An 18,050-nucleotide genomic window follows, 5' to 3' on the forward strand; every position below is an offset into this window, starting at 1 on the left:
TCGCAATATATGTATTATGTTATAACATAACAATTTCGGATAGCGTTCTATGTTACTTAAAAAAGGGTTATTTCTGGCTTCACTGCTCTCCATGGCACCTGCCGCTTTCGCCGCAACCACCTGGCCTCTCACGATTGAAAATTGCGGCGTAAAGCAGACCTTTACGCAGGCTCCTCAGCGCGTCGTGACCGTGGGTCAGCATGAAACAGAATTACTGCTCGCACTGGGGCTGGAGAAAACCATCGCCGCGACGTCAGTCTGGTTCGGCACGCTGCCACCCACGCTGGAGGATGCCGGGAAAAACCTCCCCCGGCTTGCGGATAATTCCCCCTCCTTTGAGGCCGTGGTAGGGCAGAAACCTGAACTCGTTCTCGCGCAGTATCACTGGCACATTGGTCCGCAGGGAGAAGTGGGAACCCGTGAACAGTTTGCGTCGCTGGGGATTAATACGTGGATCTCCCCTGCCGACTGCACGGATAAAACGGTAACGGAAACCTCAAACGCAGACGGAGCACGTAGCGCGCCGTTTTCACTGGCGGAAATTACGCGGGAAGTGACAGATCTGGCGACGATTTTTGATGTTTCCGCGCGAGGTGAGCAGCTCAATCGTGCGCTGGCGGAGCGTATTAAAAAGGCCCAGGCGCGCGCCTCCGCGAAACAACTTAGCGTCGTATTCTGGTTCTCCAGCAGCCGTCTGAATGGCGATCCCTGGGTGGCGGGGAATTACGGCGCGCCTGGCTGGATTAGCCGCACGCTGGGGTTGAAGAACATTATTGACTCTCACGACGAATGGCCCGCTGTAACGTGGGAACATATTGCCCGATCGCAGCCGGACGTGATTGTTATCGCCGGGATGTCGCGCAGGCTCTATCCTGCCGATGAGGTTGAGGTAAAAAAAGCGTTCTTGCGCAGTGACCCGGTGACAAAGAACATGCCTGCGGTCAGGAACAACCACATCATCGTGGTGCCAGCGATGTCGTTAAACCCTTCATTGCGTAACGTCGATGCGGTTGAGCTTATCAGCGATCGGCTGGCTTCTTTCCAGGATGAACAATGAGTCATTTCGCTTTTGACCGCCGCCAGCAGGGTTTACTGGCAGCAGGTGCCATGGCGCTGCCGCTGATGCTGGTCTTTGCCGCCAGTATCGGGGATATGCCGGTGTCGTATGCCAGTACCGGGAAAGCGATCCTCAACGGACTGGGTTTGACCTCTTATGCGTTGCCGCAAACGGAGGAAGGTATCGTCTGGCAATATCGCATGAGCCGGGCAGTAATGGCCGCGTGCAACGGCGGCGGCCTGGCGTTGTGCGGGCTGGTGTTACAGTCGATCCTGCGTAACCCTCTGGCTGAGCCTTATCTGCTGGGGATTTCCGCGGGCGCCTCGCTGGGGGCCGTCTGCGTGATGCTTCTCGGCATGGGGGGAAGCGTGATTGGCGTGAGCAGCGGTGCGTTTGTCGGCTCGTGCGCCGCCTTTGCGCTCATCATGGTGATAACAAACGGGATGAGTGAAAGCCCGTCGCGCATTTTGCTGGCTGGCATTGCGGGCACCCAGCTCTTCAACGCCATGACCGCGTACGTCGTCAGCACGTCCGCCAATGCCGAGCAGTCCCGTAGCGTCATGTTCTGGCTGCTGGGAAGTCTGAGCGGCGTGCGCTGGCCTGACGCGCTGCTGGCGCTGGCCGTTACGCTGGCGGGTTTACTGGTGGTATTGCTCTTTTCACGGGCGCTGGACACCTTCACCTTCGGGGATGAGGTCTCCACCACGCTGGGGATCCCGGTTACCGCCGTGCGTATTGTCTTATTGCTGACCTGTGCCATTGTTACCGCAACGCTGGTGAGCGCCACCGGCGCAGTGGGGTTTGTCGGGCTGGTCATTCCCCATGTGACGCGCATGCTATGCGGGCCGGGCCATCGTCGCTCGATCCCGCTGACGTTTCTTATCGGCGCCCACTTTATGATCCTCGCCGATATCGTCTCACGCACGCTGATTGTGCACCAGGTTCTCCCCATCGGGGTGGTGACTGCGCTGGTGGGCGCCCCCGTCTTTGTGGCGTTGCTTTATCAAAACCGAAAGGAGCATCCATGAATATTACTGTGGCCGGGTTAACCGTAACCCGACAAGCGCAGACGGTGCTTAAGAATATCGATCTCGACCTGCCATCCGGGCAGATTATCGGCCTGTTAGGGCCAAACGGCTCGGGCAAGTCGACGCTACTGCGCTGTCTCGCCGGGCTGTTTCCACGACTCAGCGAACGCGTGGCGCTTAATGGCACAACGCTCGGCATGATGCCGCTGAAAAAACGCGCGCAGCACATGGCGTTTGTCCCGCAACATGCTGAGGTCGACGGAGAACTGACCGTTGAGGATATTGTCAGACTGGGGCGTACGCCCTACCGGAAAACATTCCAGAGAACCTCGCGCGACGATGAGGCTGCGGTTGAGCAGGCGATTGGCCTGATGCAGTTATGCCGCTTACGCCAGCGGCGATGGCACTCTTTGTCTGGCGGAGAGCGCCAGCGAAGCCAGATAGCCCGCGCGCTGGCCCAGCAGCCGCAGGTGCTGTTGCTCGATGAACCGACAAACCACCTGGACATTCAGCACCAGCTGGAGCTGATGCGGCTCGTTTCACAGCTGCCGCTTACGGTGGTGGTTGCACTGCACGATCTCAATCTTGCGGCCAATTATTGCCAGCGTCTGATCCTCCTGAAGGCCGGGCAGATCGCCGCCACGGGCGCGCCCGAAGCGGTACTGACACCAGCAAACATCGAGGACACCTGGTGCGTAAAAGCTCAGGTCTGCAAGGCCGACGCCGGGATCACGATAAGCTACAACATGGTGGCATGACGGAAGCCTGGCGCCAAAGCAAAAACCCCTGCGATATTGCTATCGCAGGGGTTTCAAATTTGGCGGAAGCGTAGAGATTCGAACTCTAGAACCCTTTCGGGTCGCCGGTTTTCAAGACCGGTGCCTTCAACCGCTCGGCCACGCTTCCCAAGTGAGGCGAACTATAAACACCTCACCGCGCGCTGTAAAGAGCGCGCGCATTCGTTCGCTTTAAAAATAGCCAAAATGCGTTTAATCGGTTGAATAGACGACAGATTGGCCATTTTGCCAGCATAATATCCACCGCGGATCGTTAGTGCTTTTTGATGTACATATCTTTGGTGTAGTAGTACCCGAGCTTGTCTGGCGTGAAGCCCCCTACCCACGGTTTCACCAGGTGCGTGCGCACGTAGTGATAGACCGGGATCGCCGGAACATCGCGTCCCAGCAGATCTTCTGCCTGCTGGTAGAACTTACCGCGCTCCTCCGCCGTTTTCGATTTCGCCGCGTTCACCAGTGCCCGATCGTAATCCGGATTGCTGTACTGAGTGGTGTTTTGGCTATCCCCGGTACGGAAGGTATTCAGGAAGGTTGCTGCATCGTCGTAATCGGCAATCCAGGCGTAGCGTACCGCGTCAAAGTTATGGGTGTGCATGGTATCAAGCATGGTTTTCCACTCCTGATTTTGCAGCTTCGCCTCCACGCCGAGGTTCTTCTTCCACATTGAGCTGGCGGCAATGGCAATACGCTGGTGCGATTCCGAAGTGTTATAGAGAAGATTAAAACTGAGCGGATGGCTGTCGTTAAATCCGGCTTCGGCCAGCAGCTTTTTCGCCTCGGCAATGCGTTTATCCATCGGCCAGCTGGCGTAATCCGGGTTCTGAAGCTTGACGCCGCCAATATCCGGCTGGCTGATGAGCCATGCCGGGCGCTGACCCTGCCCTAATACTTTATCGGCGATAATGTCTTTATCCAGCGCCAGGTTCAGCGCCTTGCGCACGCGGGCGTCGTTGAACGGCGGCCGGGTGGTGTTGAACTGATAATAATAGGTGGCAAGCTGCGGTGAAACGTCCAGCTCGCTCCCCAGCGTTTTCTTCAGCTGTGCAAACTGGTTGATCGGCACCGTGTAGACAATGTCGATTTCGCCCGCTTTATAGCGGTTGACGTCAGCGGCTTCAGAGGAAATGGGCAGATAGGTCACCTTGTTGATGACGGTATGTTCGTTATCCCAATATTTCGGGTTACGCACCGCGACAATGCGTTCGTTCACCACCCACTGTGACAGTTTATAGGCCCCGCTGCTGACAAAGTGCTCCGGTTTGGTCCACTTATCTCCGAAACGGCCCACCAGGACTTTATCTATTGGCACCAGAGACGGATGAGCCAGCATCGCCAGGAAAGCGGCGTTGGGTTGCGTGAGCGTCACTTCCAGCGTGCTGTCATTGATGGCTTTCACCCCCAGCGACTCGGGCGCTTTTTTGCCTTCTGCGATATCAGTGCCGTTGACGATACGCATACTGCCGGGATAGCTGGCATACGGAGAGGCGGTTTTCGGGTCGACCAGCCGCTGCCAGCTCCAGACAATATCTTCCGCGGTGATGGGGGTTCCATCGCTCCAGGTAATGCCCGGACGCAGATGGAACGTCCAGACGGTGTTGTCTTTATTTTCCCATTTCTCCGCCAGGCGCGGCTGGGTTTCACCTGCCGGAGAGACGCTGACCAGCCCGTCGAATAAATCGCTGATAATATTAAATTCGACATCGCTTTCGACTTTATGCGGGTCGAGCGAGGCGGGCTCAGTGCCGTTGTTCCTGACCAGTTCCTGCTTATCTGCCAGCTGGGTTCCTGCCGGCACCTTAGCCGCCCAGGTTGCCGTGCTGGCGCACAGGATCCCTGCGGTTAACAAAGAGAGTGTAAAGTGCGTGCGTGTTTGTGGTTTCATTTCCTTCGCCTTATTGTCTGTTTTTATGACGATCCGGAAATAACTCTTAGCGGCCTTAGGGAAATAACGCAATATTTTTCAGTGACCTATAAGAGGTTGATCTGAATACGCCCTACAAACCGCACTTCATTCTGAGTACAAAGGCTTTGCCAGAATAAAAAACCAGCATAATCCCTAAGGGGCTGAGTAAAGATGGGTAAAACCACTTTGCGTCTGCCGCGCCGTTTCCTATTCTTTGCGCTAATTACATCTGTCATAAGAGAGTGACTCATGGATCGTATAATTACTTCTTCACGCGACCGCACATCGCTACTCAGCACCCATAAGGTGCTGCGCAATACCTATTTCATGCTCAGCCTGACGCTGGCGTTTTCGGCGATCACCGCAACGGCCAGCACCGTACTGATGCTGCCTTCTCCAGGCCTGATCCTGACGCTGGTGGGTATGTACGGTCTGATGTTCCTGACCTACAAAACCGCGGATAAACCGGTGGGGATTCTCTCCGCGTTCGCCTTTACCGGCTTCCTGGGTTACATTCTGGGGCCAATCCTGAATGCCTATCTGTCTGCCGGAATGGGCGACGTGATTGGTATGGCGCTGGGCGGTACCGCGCTGGTGTTCTTCTGCTGCTCGGCCTACGTGCTGACCACCCGTAAGGACATGTCCTTCCTTGGCGGTATGCTGATGGCGGGTATCGTGATTGTACTGGTCGGTATGCTGGCGAACATCTTCCTGCAATTGCCTGCGCTGCATCTGGCAATCAGCGCGGTGTTTATCCTGATTTCATCCGGCGCAATCCTGTATGAAACCAGCAACATCATTCACGGCGGTGAGACGAACTATATCCGCGCCACCGTGAGCCTGTATGTGTCGCTGTACAACATTTTTGTCAGCCTGCTGAGCATCCTGGGCTTCGCCAGCCGCGATTAACTCACCGTGCTGTGAACAGGGCCCCGCTTATGCGGGGCTTTGTTTTTTTGGTAGACTGAGGCGGTTTTTGACTAAAGCGTGAATGAATATGTTGAGTTTTGAAGGCAAAGAGATCGAAACCGATAACGACGGTTATCTGAAAGAGAGCAGCCAGTGGAGCGAAGCGCTGGCGGAGAAAATTGCGGATAACGAAGGAATTACCCTCTCCCCGGAACACTGGGAAGTGGTGCGCTTCGTGCGAGAATTTTACCTTGAATTCAACACGTCGCCAGCTATCCGCATGCTGGTCAAAGCCATGGCGAATAAATTTGGCGAAGAGAAAGGCAACAGCCGTTATCTGTATCGCCTGTTTCCGAAAGGCCCGGCTAAACAGGCGACAAAAATCGCCGGCCTGCCAAAGCCGGTAAAATGCATTTAATAGCGAATACTGAAGTCAGCGTATTCCCGGTCGGGTTGATGCGGTTCCGTTAGCACCTTATCAACCCGCGCGCTGCGCGGCCCGCCCGCTTTCAGCCACGCCACCAACTTCTCAACCCGATCCGCCTCACCGCAGGCCACAACCTCCACGCTGCCATCATCCATGTTACGCGCATACCCCGTCAGCCCGAGCTGAAGGGCTTCGCGCTGGGTGCTGTAGCGGAATCCGACGCCCTGTACAAGGCCATGGACCCAGGCAATGGTGCAAACATTTGACATCATCCTTCTCCTTATCCGACTGGCGCGTTGCATTTCCTCACTGAAGTCGGGAAAATGGCGGCCATTTCATTGGAATCGACAGAATAGCAAATTATGAGTGTACGTTTAGTGTTAGCCAAAGGGCGCGAGAAGTCATTACTGCGCCGTCATCCCTGGGTCTTTTCCGGCGCGGTTGCCCGCATGGAAGGTAAAGCCAGCCTCGGTGAAACCATCGATATTGTTGACCATCAGGGGAAATGGTTAGCACGCGGCGCATACTCGCCTGCATCTCAGATCCGCGCGCGCGTCTGGACGTTCGATAAAGAAGAAGCCATCGATATCGACTTCTTTGTCCGTCGTCTGCAACAGGCGCAGCAGTGGCGTGAGTGGCTGGCAAAGCGTGACGGGCTGGACAGCTATCGTCTGATTGCCGGAGAGTCCGACGGGCTGCCGGGCGTGACCATTGACCGCTTCGGCAATTTCCTGGTGTTGCAGCTGCTGAGCGCCGGGGCGGAATACCAGCGTGCCGCGCTGATTAGCGCCCTGCAAACCCTGTTCCCGGAATGTGCCATTTACGACCGCAGCGACGTGGCGGTACGTAAAAAAGAGGGCATGGAGCTGACGCAAGGCCCGGTCACCGGCGAACTGCCGCCTGCCCTGCTGCCTATTGAAGAGCATGGCATGAAGCTGCTGGTGGATATCCAGGGCGGCCATAAGACCGGTTATTACCTCGACCAGCGTGACAGCCGTCTGGCAACGCGCCAGTACGTTGCCGATAGGCGCGTGCTGAACTGCTTCTCTTATACCGGCGGCTTTGCGGTCTCTGCCCTGATGGGCGGCTGTGCCCAGGTTGTGAGCGTCGACACCTCACAGGAAGCGCTGGACGTGGCGAAACAGAACGTTGAGCTGAACAAGCTGGATCTGAGCAAAGCGGAGTTTGTGCGCGACGACGTGTTCAAACTGCTGCGTAAATACCGCGACCAGGGCGAGAAATTTGACGTTATCGTGATGGACCCACCGAAGTTTGTAGAAAATAAAAGCCAGCTGATGGGCGCTTGCCGTGGCTATAAAGACATTAACATGCTGGCGATCCAGCTGCTGAACCCGGGCGGCGTACTGCTGACGTTCTCCTGCTCTGGCCTGATGACGACAGATTTATTCCAAAAAATCATCGCCGATGCCGCAATAGATGCGAGTCGTGATGTACAATTTATAGAGCAGTTCCGTCAGGCCGCCGATCACCCGGTGATCGCTACCTACCCGGAAGGGCTGTATCTGAAAGGGTTTGCCTGTCGCGTCATGTAACTTGAAAAGAGAAATATTGCCCGCACATAGTGTGTATGTAATGTTTCCCGGGAGGTGACTATGATTGCCAGCAAATTCGGTATCGGCCAGCAGGTCCGCCACACCTTGCTTGGATATTTGGGTGTGGTCGTGGATATCGACCCGGAGTATTCCCTTGATGAACCGTCAGCAGACGATCTGGCCGTTGACGCAGAGCTTCGCGCCGCGCCCTGGTATCATGTGGTTATGGAGGGCGACGATGGTCAGCCTGTCCATACCTATCTTGCCGAAGCGCAGCTGAGTGGTGAACTACAGGATGAGCATCCGGAACAACCCACTATGGACGAGCTTGCTCAGACCATCCGCAAACAGTTACAGGCACCAAGACTGCGTAACTAAAGGTGTAAAAAAGCCCGTCAAACGGGCTTTTTTTATTTTGCCAGCCCCAGACGGGGAATATCGATTGCCGGACAGCGATCCATCACCACTTTCAGCCCGGCATCGCGTGCCAGCACGGCCGCCTGCTCATTAATCACGCCCAGTTGCATCCACAGCGTTTTCGCGCCAATGGCGATCGCTTCCTGCGCCACGCCCCAGGCCGCTTCTGAATTACGAAAAACGTCCACCATATCCACCTTTTCCGGCACGTCCGCGAGCGTCGCATAACCCTGCTGACCCAGCAGCGTTTTCCCCGCCACCTTCGGCGAGACCGGGATCACGTGATATCCCTGGTCCAGAAGGTATTTCATGACCCGATAGCTTGGGCGATCCGGTTTATCGCTCGCGCCGACCAGCGCGATAGTGCGCGTGGTCGTCAGAATCTCGACAATGTCGTTCTCTTTCATGCTATTCCTCCTGGTTTTTTTCAAAGTGTACGTCAAAGCGAACATCTCAACCACGCATCCCATACAGAAGTATGAGGGCAAAACGGCAGAATATGTCTATATGTTAGTAAACGTGTTTATCGAAAAATTTTGATACATTCTTACCGGGTAGTTTGTCTACAGGAGTCTGCTATGAAAACCGGCATTGCCTGGGCTGTGGTTGCGTTAATCATGCCGGTTTGTGTTTTCGCAACTACTCTCAGACTCACAACCGACATTGACCTGCTGGTGCTGGACGGGAAAAAAGTCTCCAGTTCCCTGCTACGGGGCGCAGACAGCATCGAGCTGGATAACGGCCCGCATCAGCTGGTTTTTCGGGTGGAAAAGACCATTCGCTTCGCCGACAACGAACAGCAGGTGTACATTTCGCCTCCGCTGGTGGTCAGCTTTAATACCCAGCGTATCAGCCAGGTCAATTTTCGTCTCCCGCGCCTTGAGACAGAAAAGGAGTCACTGGCATTTGATGCCTCGCCGCGCATTGAACTGGTGGACGGGGATTCCATGCCCATCCCGGTAAAGCTGGATATTCTGGCGCTGACAAAAAGGCCAAAGGGAACTGACTATGAAGCGGACACCGAGACCTACAACAGGGCCAGCAGGCGCGCCTCGCTGCCCCAGTTCGCCACCATGATGGCGGATGACAGTACCCTGCTTTCGGGCGTATCGGAGCTGGATGTACTCCCCCCTCAGTCGCAGACCCTTACTGAGCAACGTCTCAAGTTCTGGTTCCAGAATGCCGATCCGGACACGCGCGCCCGTTTTCTGCAATGGGCAAAACAACAACCTTCGTCGTAAGCCACATTTTTTTGTCCTTTCTCTTGCAGCATCAGTCAGTTCTCGTCATCGTGTAGCGAGGTAACCTCACGGATAAGATTATGGAACTGACAACACGTACACTTCCGGCGCGCAAGCACATTGCTCTGGTTGCGCACGATCACTGTAAACAAATGCTGCTTAACTGGGTTCGTCGCCATCAGCCTCTTTTACAGCATCATGCCCTTTCTGCTACGGGAACAACTGGCAACCTGATCCACCGCGAAACCGGTCTGGAAGTGAATGCCATGCTGAGCGGCCCGATGGGGGGTGACCAGCAGGTAGGCGCTCAGATTTCAGAAGGTAAAATTGACGTTCTGATTTTCTTCTGGGATCCGCTGAACGCGGTTCCGCATGATCCGGACGTTAAAGCGCTGCTGCGTCTGGCGACGGTATGGAACATTCCGGTAGCCACCAATCTTTCAACGGCAGATTTCATCATTGAATCGCCGCAGTTTAACGATCCGGTGGAGATTTTGATCCCGGATTATCAGCGTTATCTTGCGGAGAGACTGAAGTAGTTTTTTGCCCGGTGGCGCTGCGCTTACCGGGCCTACAGAATTTGCCCGGCGCGTTACGGCTTTCTCGCCACCGGCACGTCAATACTCTTCAAAATATCGACAAACACCGACGGCTCCTCTTTGTTGAACAAGAGCCACACGCGATGGCGCGCGCGGGTTATCGCCACGTACAGTAAGCGCCGCTCCTCTGCATCCGGGAAATCTTCCGGAACAGGTAATAACGCCTCTTCCATCACGGATTCCCGCGCCGGCGCCGGGAAACCGTCGCTCCCCTCTTTTAGCCCCACCACAATCACGTAGTCGGCCTGCTGCCCTTTACTGGCATGAATGGTCATGAAATCGAGCTGTAGTTTTGGCCAGCGCGTCGCCGCTTTTTCCAGCGCCGTCGGCTTGAGGTGGTGGTAACGCGCCAGCACCAGAATTCGTTCATCCGGTTTCGCATAGCCGCTCAGTTTATCCAGCAGCGGTTCCAGCTGATCGTCCGCCAGCAGCGTGACGGCCTTTTTATCCCCAGACCTCAGGCTGTTAAGCGGTTTCGACAGCTGATGCGGGTTCTGCTGAATAAAACGGTTGGCTATTTCGCCAATCCGCGCGTTGAAGCGGTAGGTGGTGTCCAGATCGCTGCGATCGCCTTCCCCAAAATAGTGGTGGAAGGCTGTCGTGAGGGATAGTTGCGCCCCGCTGAAACGGTAGATAGCCTGCCAGTCATCGCCCACGGCAAACAGCGACGTGTGTTTATTCTGCGCCCGCAGCGCCGAAAGCAGCGCAGCGCGCTGCGGCGAGATATCCTGAAACTCATCCACCAGAATGTGTTTCCACGGGCTGACGAAGCGCCCTTTCTCCAGAATGATAATGGCCTGATGGATCAGCCCCGAAAAATCGACCGCGTTTTCGTCTTTCAGCGCGGTTTTCCACGCTTTCAGCATCGGCGCCATCAGCTTAACCCGCTTAGAAAACACAGCGCGGATCGCTTCCGGTGCGCTTTCTGTCATCTCCGCCTGAGAGCCGCCGTGCATGCGCATCAGGCTTACCCACCGGTCGAGACGAGAGCCCAGCCGGCGCGCCAGCTTTTCATCCTGCCAGAAGCTGCCCTCCGGCACCTCCCAGTTGAGTTCCTCTTCAAGCCACTGACGCCAGCCTTTCGCCTGCGCCTTTTTTTCACTGCACTGCTGACGCCATGCCTTGATAAACAGCGTCTGGCGAGCCTGAGCGTCGTTCTCCAGCTTGCTGACAACAGGGACTTTTTTGCTGCCCTGTTGAATGATGTGTAAAGCGAGGGAGTGGAACGTGCGCGCCGAGATATCCTGGGTATGCAAACGCGCCTGAATGCGCTCATCCATCTCCTGCGCCGCCTTGCGACCAAAGGCCAGCAGCAAAATCTGGTCGGCAACCGCCTCGCCCGTTGTCAGAAGCCAGCCCGCGCGTGCCACCAGCACCGACGTTTTGCCGCTCCCGGCGCCTGCCAGCACTAAAAGAGACTGCTCGCCATTCACCACGGCGCGCGCCTGGGCAGGATTGAGGGGCGATGATTCCACCGTACTGAAAAAATCGGCATATTGCGTAAGCATCGCCTCAGTCCAGGCCTGGTTATGCGCCAGACGGCTTTTCTCGATATCGTTCAGCCAGGCCTGACACTTCCGCCACGCGTCGCGGCAGTTATCAAATTCCTCAAGCCGCGCCACCGGTAAAGGCAATGCCGTCAGCGCCTGGGCAATTTTTTGCTGAAGCCCGGCGGTTTGCTGGCGCGTCAGCCACTTCTGCTGCGTATTGCTTAGCGCGATATCGTCCAGCACCTGTTGCAGCACCTGTGCGGCTATCACGCTCATCTCCTGGCTCCACTGTTGCCAGCGCGTGTTCAGATGGTAGTGGAAGCGTTGGGTTTCCGCCCACTCGGTCCCGTGAAGCCGCACCACTTTGTCTGCCGGCAAGACGAACTCCAGCTCCCCCCATACCAGCCCTCGTTTACAATGAATGGCCAGTAGCTGATTAAACGGAATAAGATATTCGTGGCGTTCCCCGGAGACTTTCACTCCCGCATTGAGAAGGACAACCTTGTCGTAAGGGTGCTGCGCCAGGCGTTTGCCCATTGAAGTTGCTTTCAGTTCCATATCCTGCCGGATCCACGAGGTCATAATTTGTCAGACAGTTTAACTGCCAGTTTTAAGGTGCTCCAGCCCAAAAAAACGTTACAATCACCGGGCGTTAATCATATCGAAGGAAATGAGGGTTTATGCGTACCGTTCTGAATGTGTTGAATTTTGTCCTTGGCGGTTTTGCCACCACCCTTTCCTGGCTTTTTGCCACCCTGGTGAGCATTGTGCTCATCTTCACCCTTCCGCTGACGCGCTCCTGCTGGGAAATCACCAAACTGTCCCTCGTTCCTTATGGAAATGAAGCCGTGCACGTGGATGAGCTGGAGCCGGAAAGAAAAAATGCCCTGATGAATACCGGCGGCACGCTGCTGAATATTTTATGGCTGATCTTCTTTGGCTGGTGGCTGTGTCTGATGCATATTTTCGCCGGCATCGCCCAGTGCATTACGATTATTGGCATTCCGGTTGGCATCGCTAATTTCAAAATTGCCACCATCGCCCTGTGGCCGGTAGGACGCCGAGTTGTCCCGGTCGAAGTCGCGCAAGCCGCGCGTGAAGCCAACGCCCGTCGTCGTTTTCAGTAATAAGGACTGGCCGCTCTCATGCTAAGCCCCCTGCTTCGTCGCTATACATGGAACAGTAACTGGCTGTATAACGTCAGGATTTTTCTCGCCCTCTGCGGCACCGTCGCTCTGCCGTGGTGGCTGAATGATGTGAAGCTCACCATCCCCCTCACGCTTGGGGTGGTGGCCGGTGCGCTGGCGGATCTCGACGACCGCCTGGCCGGTCGTTTGCGTAATCTGGTCATCACGCTGGTCTGCTTCTTTATTGCTTCCGCCTCCGTTGAGCTGCTTTTCCCGTGGCCCTGGCTGTTTGCCTTAGGGCTGACGGTGTCCACCAGCGGCTTCATTTTGCTCGGCGGCCTCGGGCAACGCTACGCCACTATCGCGTTTGGCGCCCTGCTGATTGCCATTTACACCATGCTGGGCGTCTCTCTTTACGAGCAGTGGTATCAGCAACCGGTCCTGCTGCTGTTGGGTGCTATCTGGTATAACCTGCTGACCTTAACCGGGCATCTTATTTTTCCGGTTCGTGCCTTACAGGACAACATTGCCCGCAGTTACGAACAGCTGGCCCACTATCTGGAGCTGAAATCCCGGCTGTTTGATCCGGATATTGAAGAGGACAGTCAGGCGCCCCTGTACGATCTGGCGCTGGCAAATGGCCAGCTGGTCGCCACGCTGAATCAGACCAAAGCGTCTCTGCTCACCCGTCTGCGCGGCGATCGCGGTCAGCGCGGTACACGGCGCACACTGCACTACTATTTTGTCGCCCAGGATATTCACGAGCGCGCCAGCTCCTCGCATGTGCAGTACGCTGACCTGCGCGAGAAATTCCGCTATAGCGACGTGATGTTCCGTTTCCAGCGCCTGCTGTCGATGCAGTCTCAGGCCTGCCAGCAACTTGCGCGCTCAATACTGCTGCGCACGCCCTATCAGCACGATCCGCGCTTTGAACGCGCATTCAGCCACCTGGATGCGGCGCTCGATCGCGTTCAGGCCAGTGGGACATCACCGGAACAGTTCAAAGCCCTGGGATTCCTGCTCAACAACCTGAGAGCCATTGATGCTCAGCTCGCCACCATTGAGTCTGAACAGGCGATGGCGATGCCGGGCAATGACGCTGACAACCAGCTTGCCGACGACAGTCTCAACGGTTTCAGCGATATGTGGCTGCGCCTGAGCCGTCATTTTACGCCGGAATCCGCCCTCTTTCGCCATGCGGTAAGGATGTCGCTGGTACTGTGCGTCGGCTACGCGTTTATCCAGATAACAGGATTGCACCACGGCTACTGGATCCTGTTGACCAGCCTGTTTGTCTGCCAGCCGAACTATAACGCTACCCGCCATCGGCTCGCGCTGCGTATTGTCGGGACATTAGTCGGGGTCGCCATCGGGCTGCCGGTGCTCTACTTTGTGCCATCCGTAGAAGGGCAACTGATCCTGATTGTGATTACCGGTGTACTGTTCTTCGCTTTCCGCAATGTGCAGTATGCCCACGCCACGATGTTCATCACGCTGCTGGTGCTGCTCTGCTTCAATCTGCTGGGTGAAGGCTTTGAGGTGGCCCTCCCCCGTGTGATTGACACGCTAATCGGCTGCGCCATCGCCTGGGCGGCGGTGAGTTTTATCTGGCCTGACTGGCGTTTCCGAAATTTACCGCAGGTGTCCGACAGAGCAATGAACGCCAACTGCCGCTACCTGGATGCTATTCTTGAGCAATACCATCAGGGTCGCGATAACCGTCTGGCCTATCGGATTGCCCGTCGCGATGCGCATAACACTGACGCAGAGCTGGCTTCCGTTGTCTCGAATATGTCAACTGAGCCGCGCGCTACGGCAGAAATCCGTGAGACAGCCTTCCGCCTGCTGTGTCTGAACCACACGTTCACCAGCTATATCTCTACCCTTGGCGCCCACCGAGAGAAACTGACGAATCCGGACATCCTGGCGCTGCTGGACGACGCCGTTTGCTACGTTGATGATGCGCTTCATCATCAACCTGCGGATGAGCCACGGGTTCACCAGGCACTGGATGAACTGGTGCAACGTATCGCACACCTTGATCCAGGCACCGACAACAAAGCTCCACTGGTCCTTCAGCAAATTGGCCTGCTTATCGCTTTGCTGCCGGAAATTTGTCGGCTGCGACAGCAGATCGCTACCTGGCGGAATGATGGCCCTGCGACTCAGGCAGCGCATTAAACCACTCCGTAAGCTCCCGGCGAATATCCGCCGGGAGTGCCGCTTCATGTAACCCTTCAATCGCGCCTTCAAGCGCGAACAATACCCGGATACTCAGCGCTTTATTCTTAGAGCGCATTTTCAGCCAGCTCGTCTTCGCCCCCAACTGTCGTAGCGTCTCTTCATTGGTAATGCCCGCCTCCATAAGCAGGACCTCAATCTGAAAGGTCAGGTTCGGCAGATCTTTAAGCCGGTTACGCTGATGGCGCTGGTAGCGCTCTTTCCTGGCGGCATCGAGCGCAAACGAGGAGAGCTGAAGCAGTTTTTCCCTGTTTTGCCACAGACCTTCGTCCACACGGTAGTAATTAAGCAGCACTGGGCGTCCTCGTTTCATCAGGGTCAGAAAAGAGGAAGCGTTTTTTACACAGTATTTTGCACTTTGCTCACAGGCGCGAAGGTACAGCTCGCCGTCAGACACCATCGCGAACACCGCTTCATCCACGGCCAGGGTATAACCGCCAAACAGGGCGCGATGATGAATTTCGCCCAGCGGAGAGAGGTATTCTTGAGATTGATAAATCCGCTCATAAGATATCTTTTTCATGATAATTCCATTAAAAATCATACAGTAACCACGATATTTCTTACTAACGGATCCGTTAGCAGGAAAATAGGCAACTTATTGCCGTTGGGCAAGATGATTTTTTCATGTTCACCAGGAATGGATGAAATTTGCGAGTCGCTTTCCGAAAATGAGGTTGATCTTTATGCATACAGGGGTTACTGTATATCCATACAGTAACTACAGGGCTGGAATGATTATGTACACTTCAGGCTATGCAAATCACTTAACACCTTCTACTTCTGCCGCAGGCAATGCTGCGCAGAATTCTATCGGGCGTGAATCGACAGGGCTTATCAGTGAAGTGGTTTACCGTGAAGACCAGCCGCTGTTGACACAACTCTTACTCCTGCCGCTTTTGCAGCAGCTCGGGCAACAGTCTCGCTGGCAGCTCTGGCTGACGCCACAGCAAAAATTAAGTCGCGAATGGGTTCAGTCGGCTGGGCTGCCGTTAGCGAAGGTGATGCAGATTAATCAACTCTCCCCTTGCGATACGGTCGAGTCGATGGTCCGGGCATTACGTACCGGGAACTATAGCGTCGTGATTGGGTGGTTGCCTGAGGATCTGTCGCAAGAGGAACATTTGCGTCTGACTGAAGCGGCTGAAGAAGGTAACGCGATGGGTTTCATCATGCGGCCAGTTCGTGGAGATTCCTATCGCAGAGGACAACATCCCGGGCTAAAAATTCACTCAAATGTGTACCATTGAGTGATTTTAAGAGTTTTCCTGGAATTTTTTTCGACCGCAGTATGCAAAAAAAGTTCAACGCGCCAAAACTGCGGCAAGGCTTGTCTGACGCGGTTCTCGTTAATTTTACTGCACAAAATTCGTTCAAAAATTGTTAAATATTAGGTATACGGAACTTTTTTTTTCATATGCCTGACGGACTTCACACTTGTAAGTTTTCAGCTACGTTGTAGACTTTACATCGCCAGGGGTGCTCGGCCTAAGCCGAAGATATCGGTAGGTTTATATTTGACCACGCCCCCCGGTGAAGGATTTAACCGTGATTCCTCCGATGGAGATATTCATGGCAAATTTTGGATGATAACGAGGCGCAAAAAATGAAAAAGACAGCTATCGCGATTGCAGTGGCACTGGCTGGCTTCGCTACCGTAGCGCAGGCCGCTCCGAAAGATAATACCTGGTATGCAGGTGGTAAACTGGGCTGGTCTCAGTTCCATGACACCGGTTGGTACAACAGCAGCCTGAACAACGATGGCCCTACTCACGAGAGCCAGCTGGGTGCAGGTGCGTTCGGTGGCTATCAGGTTAACCCGTATGTTGGCTTTGAAATGGGTTACGACTGGTTAGGTCGTATGCCTTACAAAGGCGACAACGTAAATGGCGCTTTCAAAGCTCAAGGCGTACAGCTGACCGCTAAACTGGGTTACCCAGTAACTGACGATCTGGACGTGTACACCCGTCTGGGCGGCATGGTATGGCGTGCAGACTCCAGCAACAGCATCGCTGGTGACGACCACGACACGGGTGTTTCCCCAGTATTCGCTGGTGGCGTTGAGTGGGCAATGACCCGTGACATCGCTACCCGTCTGGAATACCAGTGGGTTAACAACATCGGTGACGGTGCTACCGTTGGCGTTCGTCCAGACAACGGCATGCTGAGCGTTGGTGTTTCTTACCGTTTCGGTCAGCAGGAAGATGCGCCAGTCGTAGCTCCAGCTCCGGCTCCAGCGCCAGAAGTACAGACCAAGCACTTCACTCTGAAGTCTGACGTTCTGTTCAACTTCAACAAAGCTACCCTGAAACCAGAAGGTCAGCAGGCACTGGATCAGCTGTACACCCAGCTGAGCAACCTGGATCCTAAAGACGGTTCTGTAGTGGTTCTGGGCTTCACCGACCGTATCGGTTCTGACGCTTACAACCAGGGTCTGTCTGAGAAACGTGCTCAGTCTGTAGTTGATTACCTGGTATCTAAAGGTATCCCAGCTAACAAGATCTCCCCACGTGGTATGGGCGAATCTAACCCAGTTACCGGTTCTACCTGTGACAACGTGAAACCACGCGCTGCACTGATCGACTGCCTGGCACCAGATCGTCGCGTAGAGATCGAAGTTAAAGGTATCAAAGACGTTGTAACTCAGCCTGCGGCATAAGTTATCGTCTTATAAAAAAACCCCGCCATGCGGGGTTTTTTATTATCTGAAGAAAAGCAAAACGCTTATTTTTTACCTAACAGTGCCTGTAGATCGTTCTTCAGCGTCGACATCTGGCTGGCATACTTCTCTTTGTGCTCGGCATCTTCAATCAGCTGCACCACCGTTTCCGACAGGGTTTTCCCGCGCCGTTGCGCAAGCCCGGCCAGACGCTGCCAGACCATAAACTCCAGGTCGATGGATTTCTTACGGGTGTGCTGATGCTCGGCATTGAAATGCCGTTTACGACGAGCACGGATAGTTTGCTTCATCCGGTTTAACAGGGCCGGATTAATGTGTTTCTCAATCCAGCCGTTGACCAGTACCGGTTCGTTTTCGAGGGTCAGCAACATATCCACAGCTTCTTGCGCCGCGCTGGCTTCGATGTAGCAGGTGATCAGCTCCCCTTCACGGTGCTTTTTGACCAGGTACTTCCATTTCCAGCCGCTTTCGAGGTTTTCCAGTTGTTGATATTTCATTGCGATCTCAGTGTTACCGTGTAACTCTGTTCAGAATATCAGTTTTTTGGCAATCTGCTGAAAAGAAATCATATCCTGTGAAAC

The 18,050-nt window shown here is 54.9% G+C and carries 19 protein-coding genes and 1 tRNA gene; 13 read left to right on the plus strand and 7 right to left on the minus strand.

All coding sequences use genetic code 11. The features are described 5' to 3' along the window. Positions 1-49: 49 nt before the first annotated feature. From AM329_RS09050 to AM329_RS09060, 3 genes are read left to right on the plus strand one after another with little or no spacing between them, the layout of a single operon-like run. Complete coding sequence (locus tag AM329_RS09050; RefSeq protein ID WP_022650752.1) at positions 50-1,057, plus strand: ABC transporter substrate-binding protein; 1,008 nt, start codon at positions 50-52, stop codon at positions 1,055-1,057. Next, positions 1,054-2,085 carry an iron ABC transporter permease gene (locus AM329_RS09055; protein ID WP_032608974.1) on the plus strand — a complete coding sequence of 344 codons (1,032 nt, stop codon included), beginning with the start codon at positions 1,054-1,056 and terminating at the stop codon, positions 2,083-2,085. Before AM329_RS09050 ends, AM329_RS09055 begins: the two co-directional genes overlap by 4 nt. Continuing rightward, positions 2,082-2,843 (plus strand): ABC transporter ATP-binding protein, encoded by a 762-nt coding sequence (locus tag AM329_RS09060; RefSeq protein ID WP_023324419.1) that lies wholly within the window; start codon positions 2,082-2,084, stop codon positions 2,841-2,843. Before AM329_RS09055 ends, AM329_RS09060 begins: the two co-directional genes overlap by 4 nt. Before the next feature lie 60 nt (positions 2,844-2,903). Here the strand turns inward: AM329_RS09060 and AM329_RS09065 are convergent. Together AM329_RS09065 and AM329_RS09070 are read right to left on the minus strand one after the other, a co-directional pair. After that, positions 2,904-2,991: transfer RNA gene (locus tag AM329_RS09065), tRNA-Ser, on the minus strand. Positions 2,992-3,135: 144 nt separating this feature from the next. Continuing rightward, positions 3,136-4,764 carry an ABC transporter substrate-binding protein gene (locus tag AM329_RS09070; protein ID WP_032608973.1) on the minus strand — a complete coding sequence of 543 codons (1,629 nt, stop codon included), beginning with the start codon at positions 4,762-4,764 and terminating at the stop codon, positions 3,136-3,138. A gap of 270 nt (positions 4,765-5,034) precedes the next feature. Here AM329_RS09070 and yccA point away from each other — a divergent pair, with 270 nt between their 5' ends. Both yccA and tusE read left to right on the plus strand, forming a co-directional pair. Next, a complete protein-coding gene (gene yccA, locus AM329_RS09080; protein WP_003858127.1) occupies positions 5,035-5,694 on the plus strand; it encodes an FtsH protease modulator YccA in 660 nt (219 codons plus the stop codon). 88 nt (positions 5,695-5,782) lie between these two features. After that, positions 5,783-6,112: a sulfurtransferase TusE gene (gene tusE, locus AM329_RS09085; protein ID WP_032610197.1), complete on the plus strand. Its 330-nt coding sequence runs from the start codon at positions 5,783-5,785 to the stop codon at positions 6,110-6,112. Here tusE and yccX read toward each other — a convergent pair. Next, entirely contained in the window at positions 6,109-6,390 is a 282-nt protein-coding gene (yccX, locus tag AM329_RS09090) for an acylphosphatase (protein ID WP_017693676.1), read from the minus strand. The two genes, tusE and yccX, sit on opposite strands and share 4 nt — an antisense overlap. Before the next feature lie 93 nt (positions 6,391-6,483). On the opposite strand from yccX, the gene rlmI reads away from it, so the two are divergent. Together rlmI and hspQ are read left to right on the plus strand one after the other, a co-directional pair. After that, entirely contained in the window at positions 6,484-7,674 is a 1,191-nt protein-coding gene (gene rlmI / locus AM329_RS09095) for a 23S rRNA (cytosine(1962)-C(5))-methyltransferase RlmI (protein ID WP_032608971.1), read from the plus strand. Between the two features lie 60 nt (positions 7,675-7,734). Beyond that, a complete protein-coding gene (gene hspQ, locus AM329_RS09100) occupies positions 7,735-8,052 on the plus strand; it encodes a heat shock protein HspQ (protein WP_003858136.1) in 318 nt (105 codons plus the stop codon). A gap of 32 nt (positions 8,053-8,084) precedes the next feature. Here hspQ and AM329_RS09105 read toward each other — a convergent pair whose 3' ends face one another. After that, a complete protein-coding gene (locus AM329_RS09105; RefSeq protein WP_003858138.1) occupies positions 8,085-8,498 on the minus strand; it encodes a CoA-binding protein in 414 nt (137 codons plus the stop codon). 171 nt (positions 8,499-8,669) lie between these two features. On the opposite strand from AM329_RS09105, the gene AM329_RS09110 reads away from it, so the two are divergent. Both AM329_RS09110 and mgsA read left to right on the plus strand, forming a co-directional pair. Then, positions 8,670-9,332 carry a DUF2057 family protein gene (locus AM329_RS09110; protein ID WP_032608970.1) on the plus strand — a complete coding sequence of 221 codons (663 nt, stop codon included), beginning with the start codon at positions 8,670-8,672 and terminating at the stop codon, positions 9,330-9,332. 80 nt (positions 9,333-9,412) lie between these two features. Then, entirely contained in the window at positions 9,413-9,871 is a 459-nt protein-coding gene (mgsA, locus tag AM329_RS09115) for a methylglyoxal synthase (protein ID WP_003858146.1), read from the plus strand. A 53-nt stretch (positions 9,872-9,924) separates the two neighbouring features. On the opposite strand, the gene helD is transcribed toward mgsA, so the two are convergent. Next, a complete protein-coding gene (gene helD / locus AM329_RS09120; protein ID WP_032608969.1) occupies positions 9,925-11,979 on the minus strand; it encodes a DNA helicase IV in 2,055 nt (684 codons plus the stop codon). Positions 11,980-12,101: 122 nt separating this feature from the next. Here helD and AM329_RS09125 point away from each other — a divergent pair, with 122 nt between their 5' ends. After that, complete coding sequence (locus AM329_RS09125; RefSeq protein ID WP_003858149.1) at positions 12,102-12,548, plus strand: YccF domain-containing protein; 447 nt, start codon at positions 12,102-12,104, stop codon at positions 12,546-12,548. Between the two features lie 18 nt (positions 12,549-12,566). Beyond that, a complete protein-coding gene (gene yccS / locus AM329_RS09130; protein ID WP_032608968.1) occupies positions 12,567-14,729 on the plus strand; it encodes a YccS family putative transporter in 2,163 nt (720 codons plus the stop codon). Here the strand turns inward: yccS and AM329_RS09135 are convergent. Next, a complete protein-coding gene (locus AM329_RS09135) occupies positions 14,686-15,312 on the minus strand; it encodes a TfoX/Sxy family DNA transformation protein (RefSeq protein WP_023315767.1) in 627 nt (208 codons plus the stop codon). The two genes, yccS and AM329_RS09135, sit on opposite strands and share 44 nt — an antisense overlap. 217 nt (positions 15,313-15,529) lie before the next feature. Between AM329_RS09135 and sulA the strand changes: the two genes are divergently transcribed. Together sulA and ompA are read left to right on the plus strand one after the other, a co-directional pair. Continuing rightward, positions 15,530-16,039: an SOS-induced cell division inhibitor SulA gene (gene sulA / locus AM329_RS09140; RefSeq protein WP_032610196.1), complete on the plus strand. Its 510-nt coding sequence runs from the start codon at positions 15,530-15,532 to the stop codon at positions 16,037-16,039. A 356-nt stretch (positions 16,040-16,395) separates the two neighbouring features. Continuing rightward, positions 16,396-17,448, plus strand: coding sequence for a porin OmpA (ompA, locus tag AM329_RS09145; RefSeq protein WP_017694761.1), 1,053 nt, complete (start codon positions 16,396-16,398; stop codon positions 17,446-17,448). A gap of 65 nt (positions 17,449-17,513) precedes the next feature. Here the strand turns inward: ompA and matP are convergent, their stop codons facing one another. Beyond that, entirely contained in the window at positions 17,514-17,966 is a 453-nt protein-coding gene (gene matP / locus AM329_RS09150) for a macrodomain Ter protein MatP (protein WP_003858158.1), read from the minus strand. Between the last annotated feature and the right edge of the window lie 84 nt (positions 17,967-18,050).

The organism is Enterobacter cloacae complex sp. AR_0002 (genome assembly GCF_001922365.1).
GTDB lineage: Bacteria > Pseudomonadota > Gammaproteobacteria > Enterobacterales > Enterobacteriaceae > Enterobacter > Enterobacter hormaechei_C.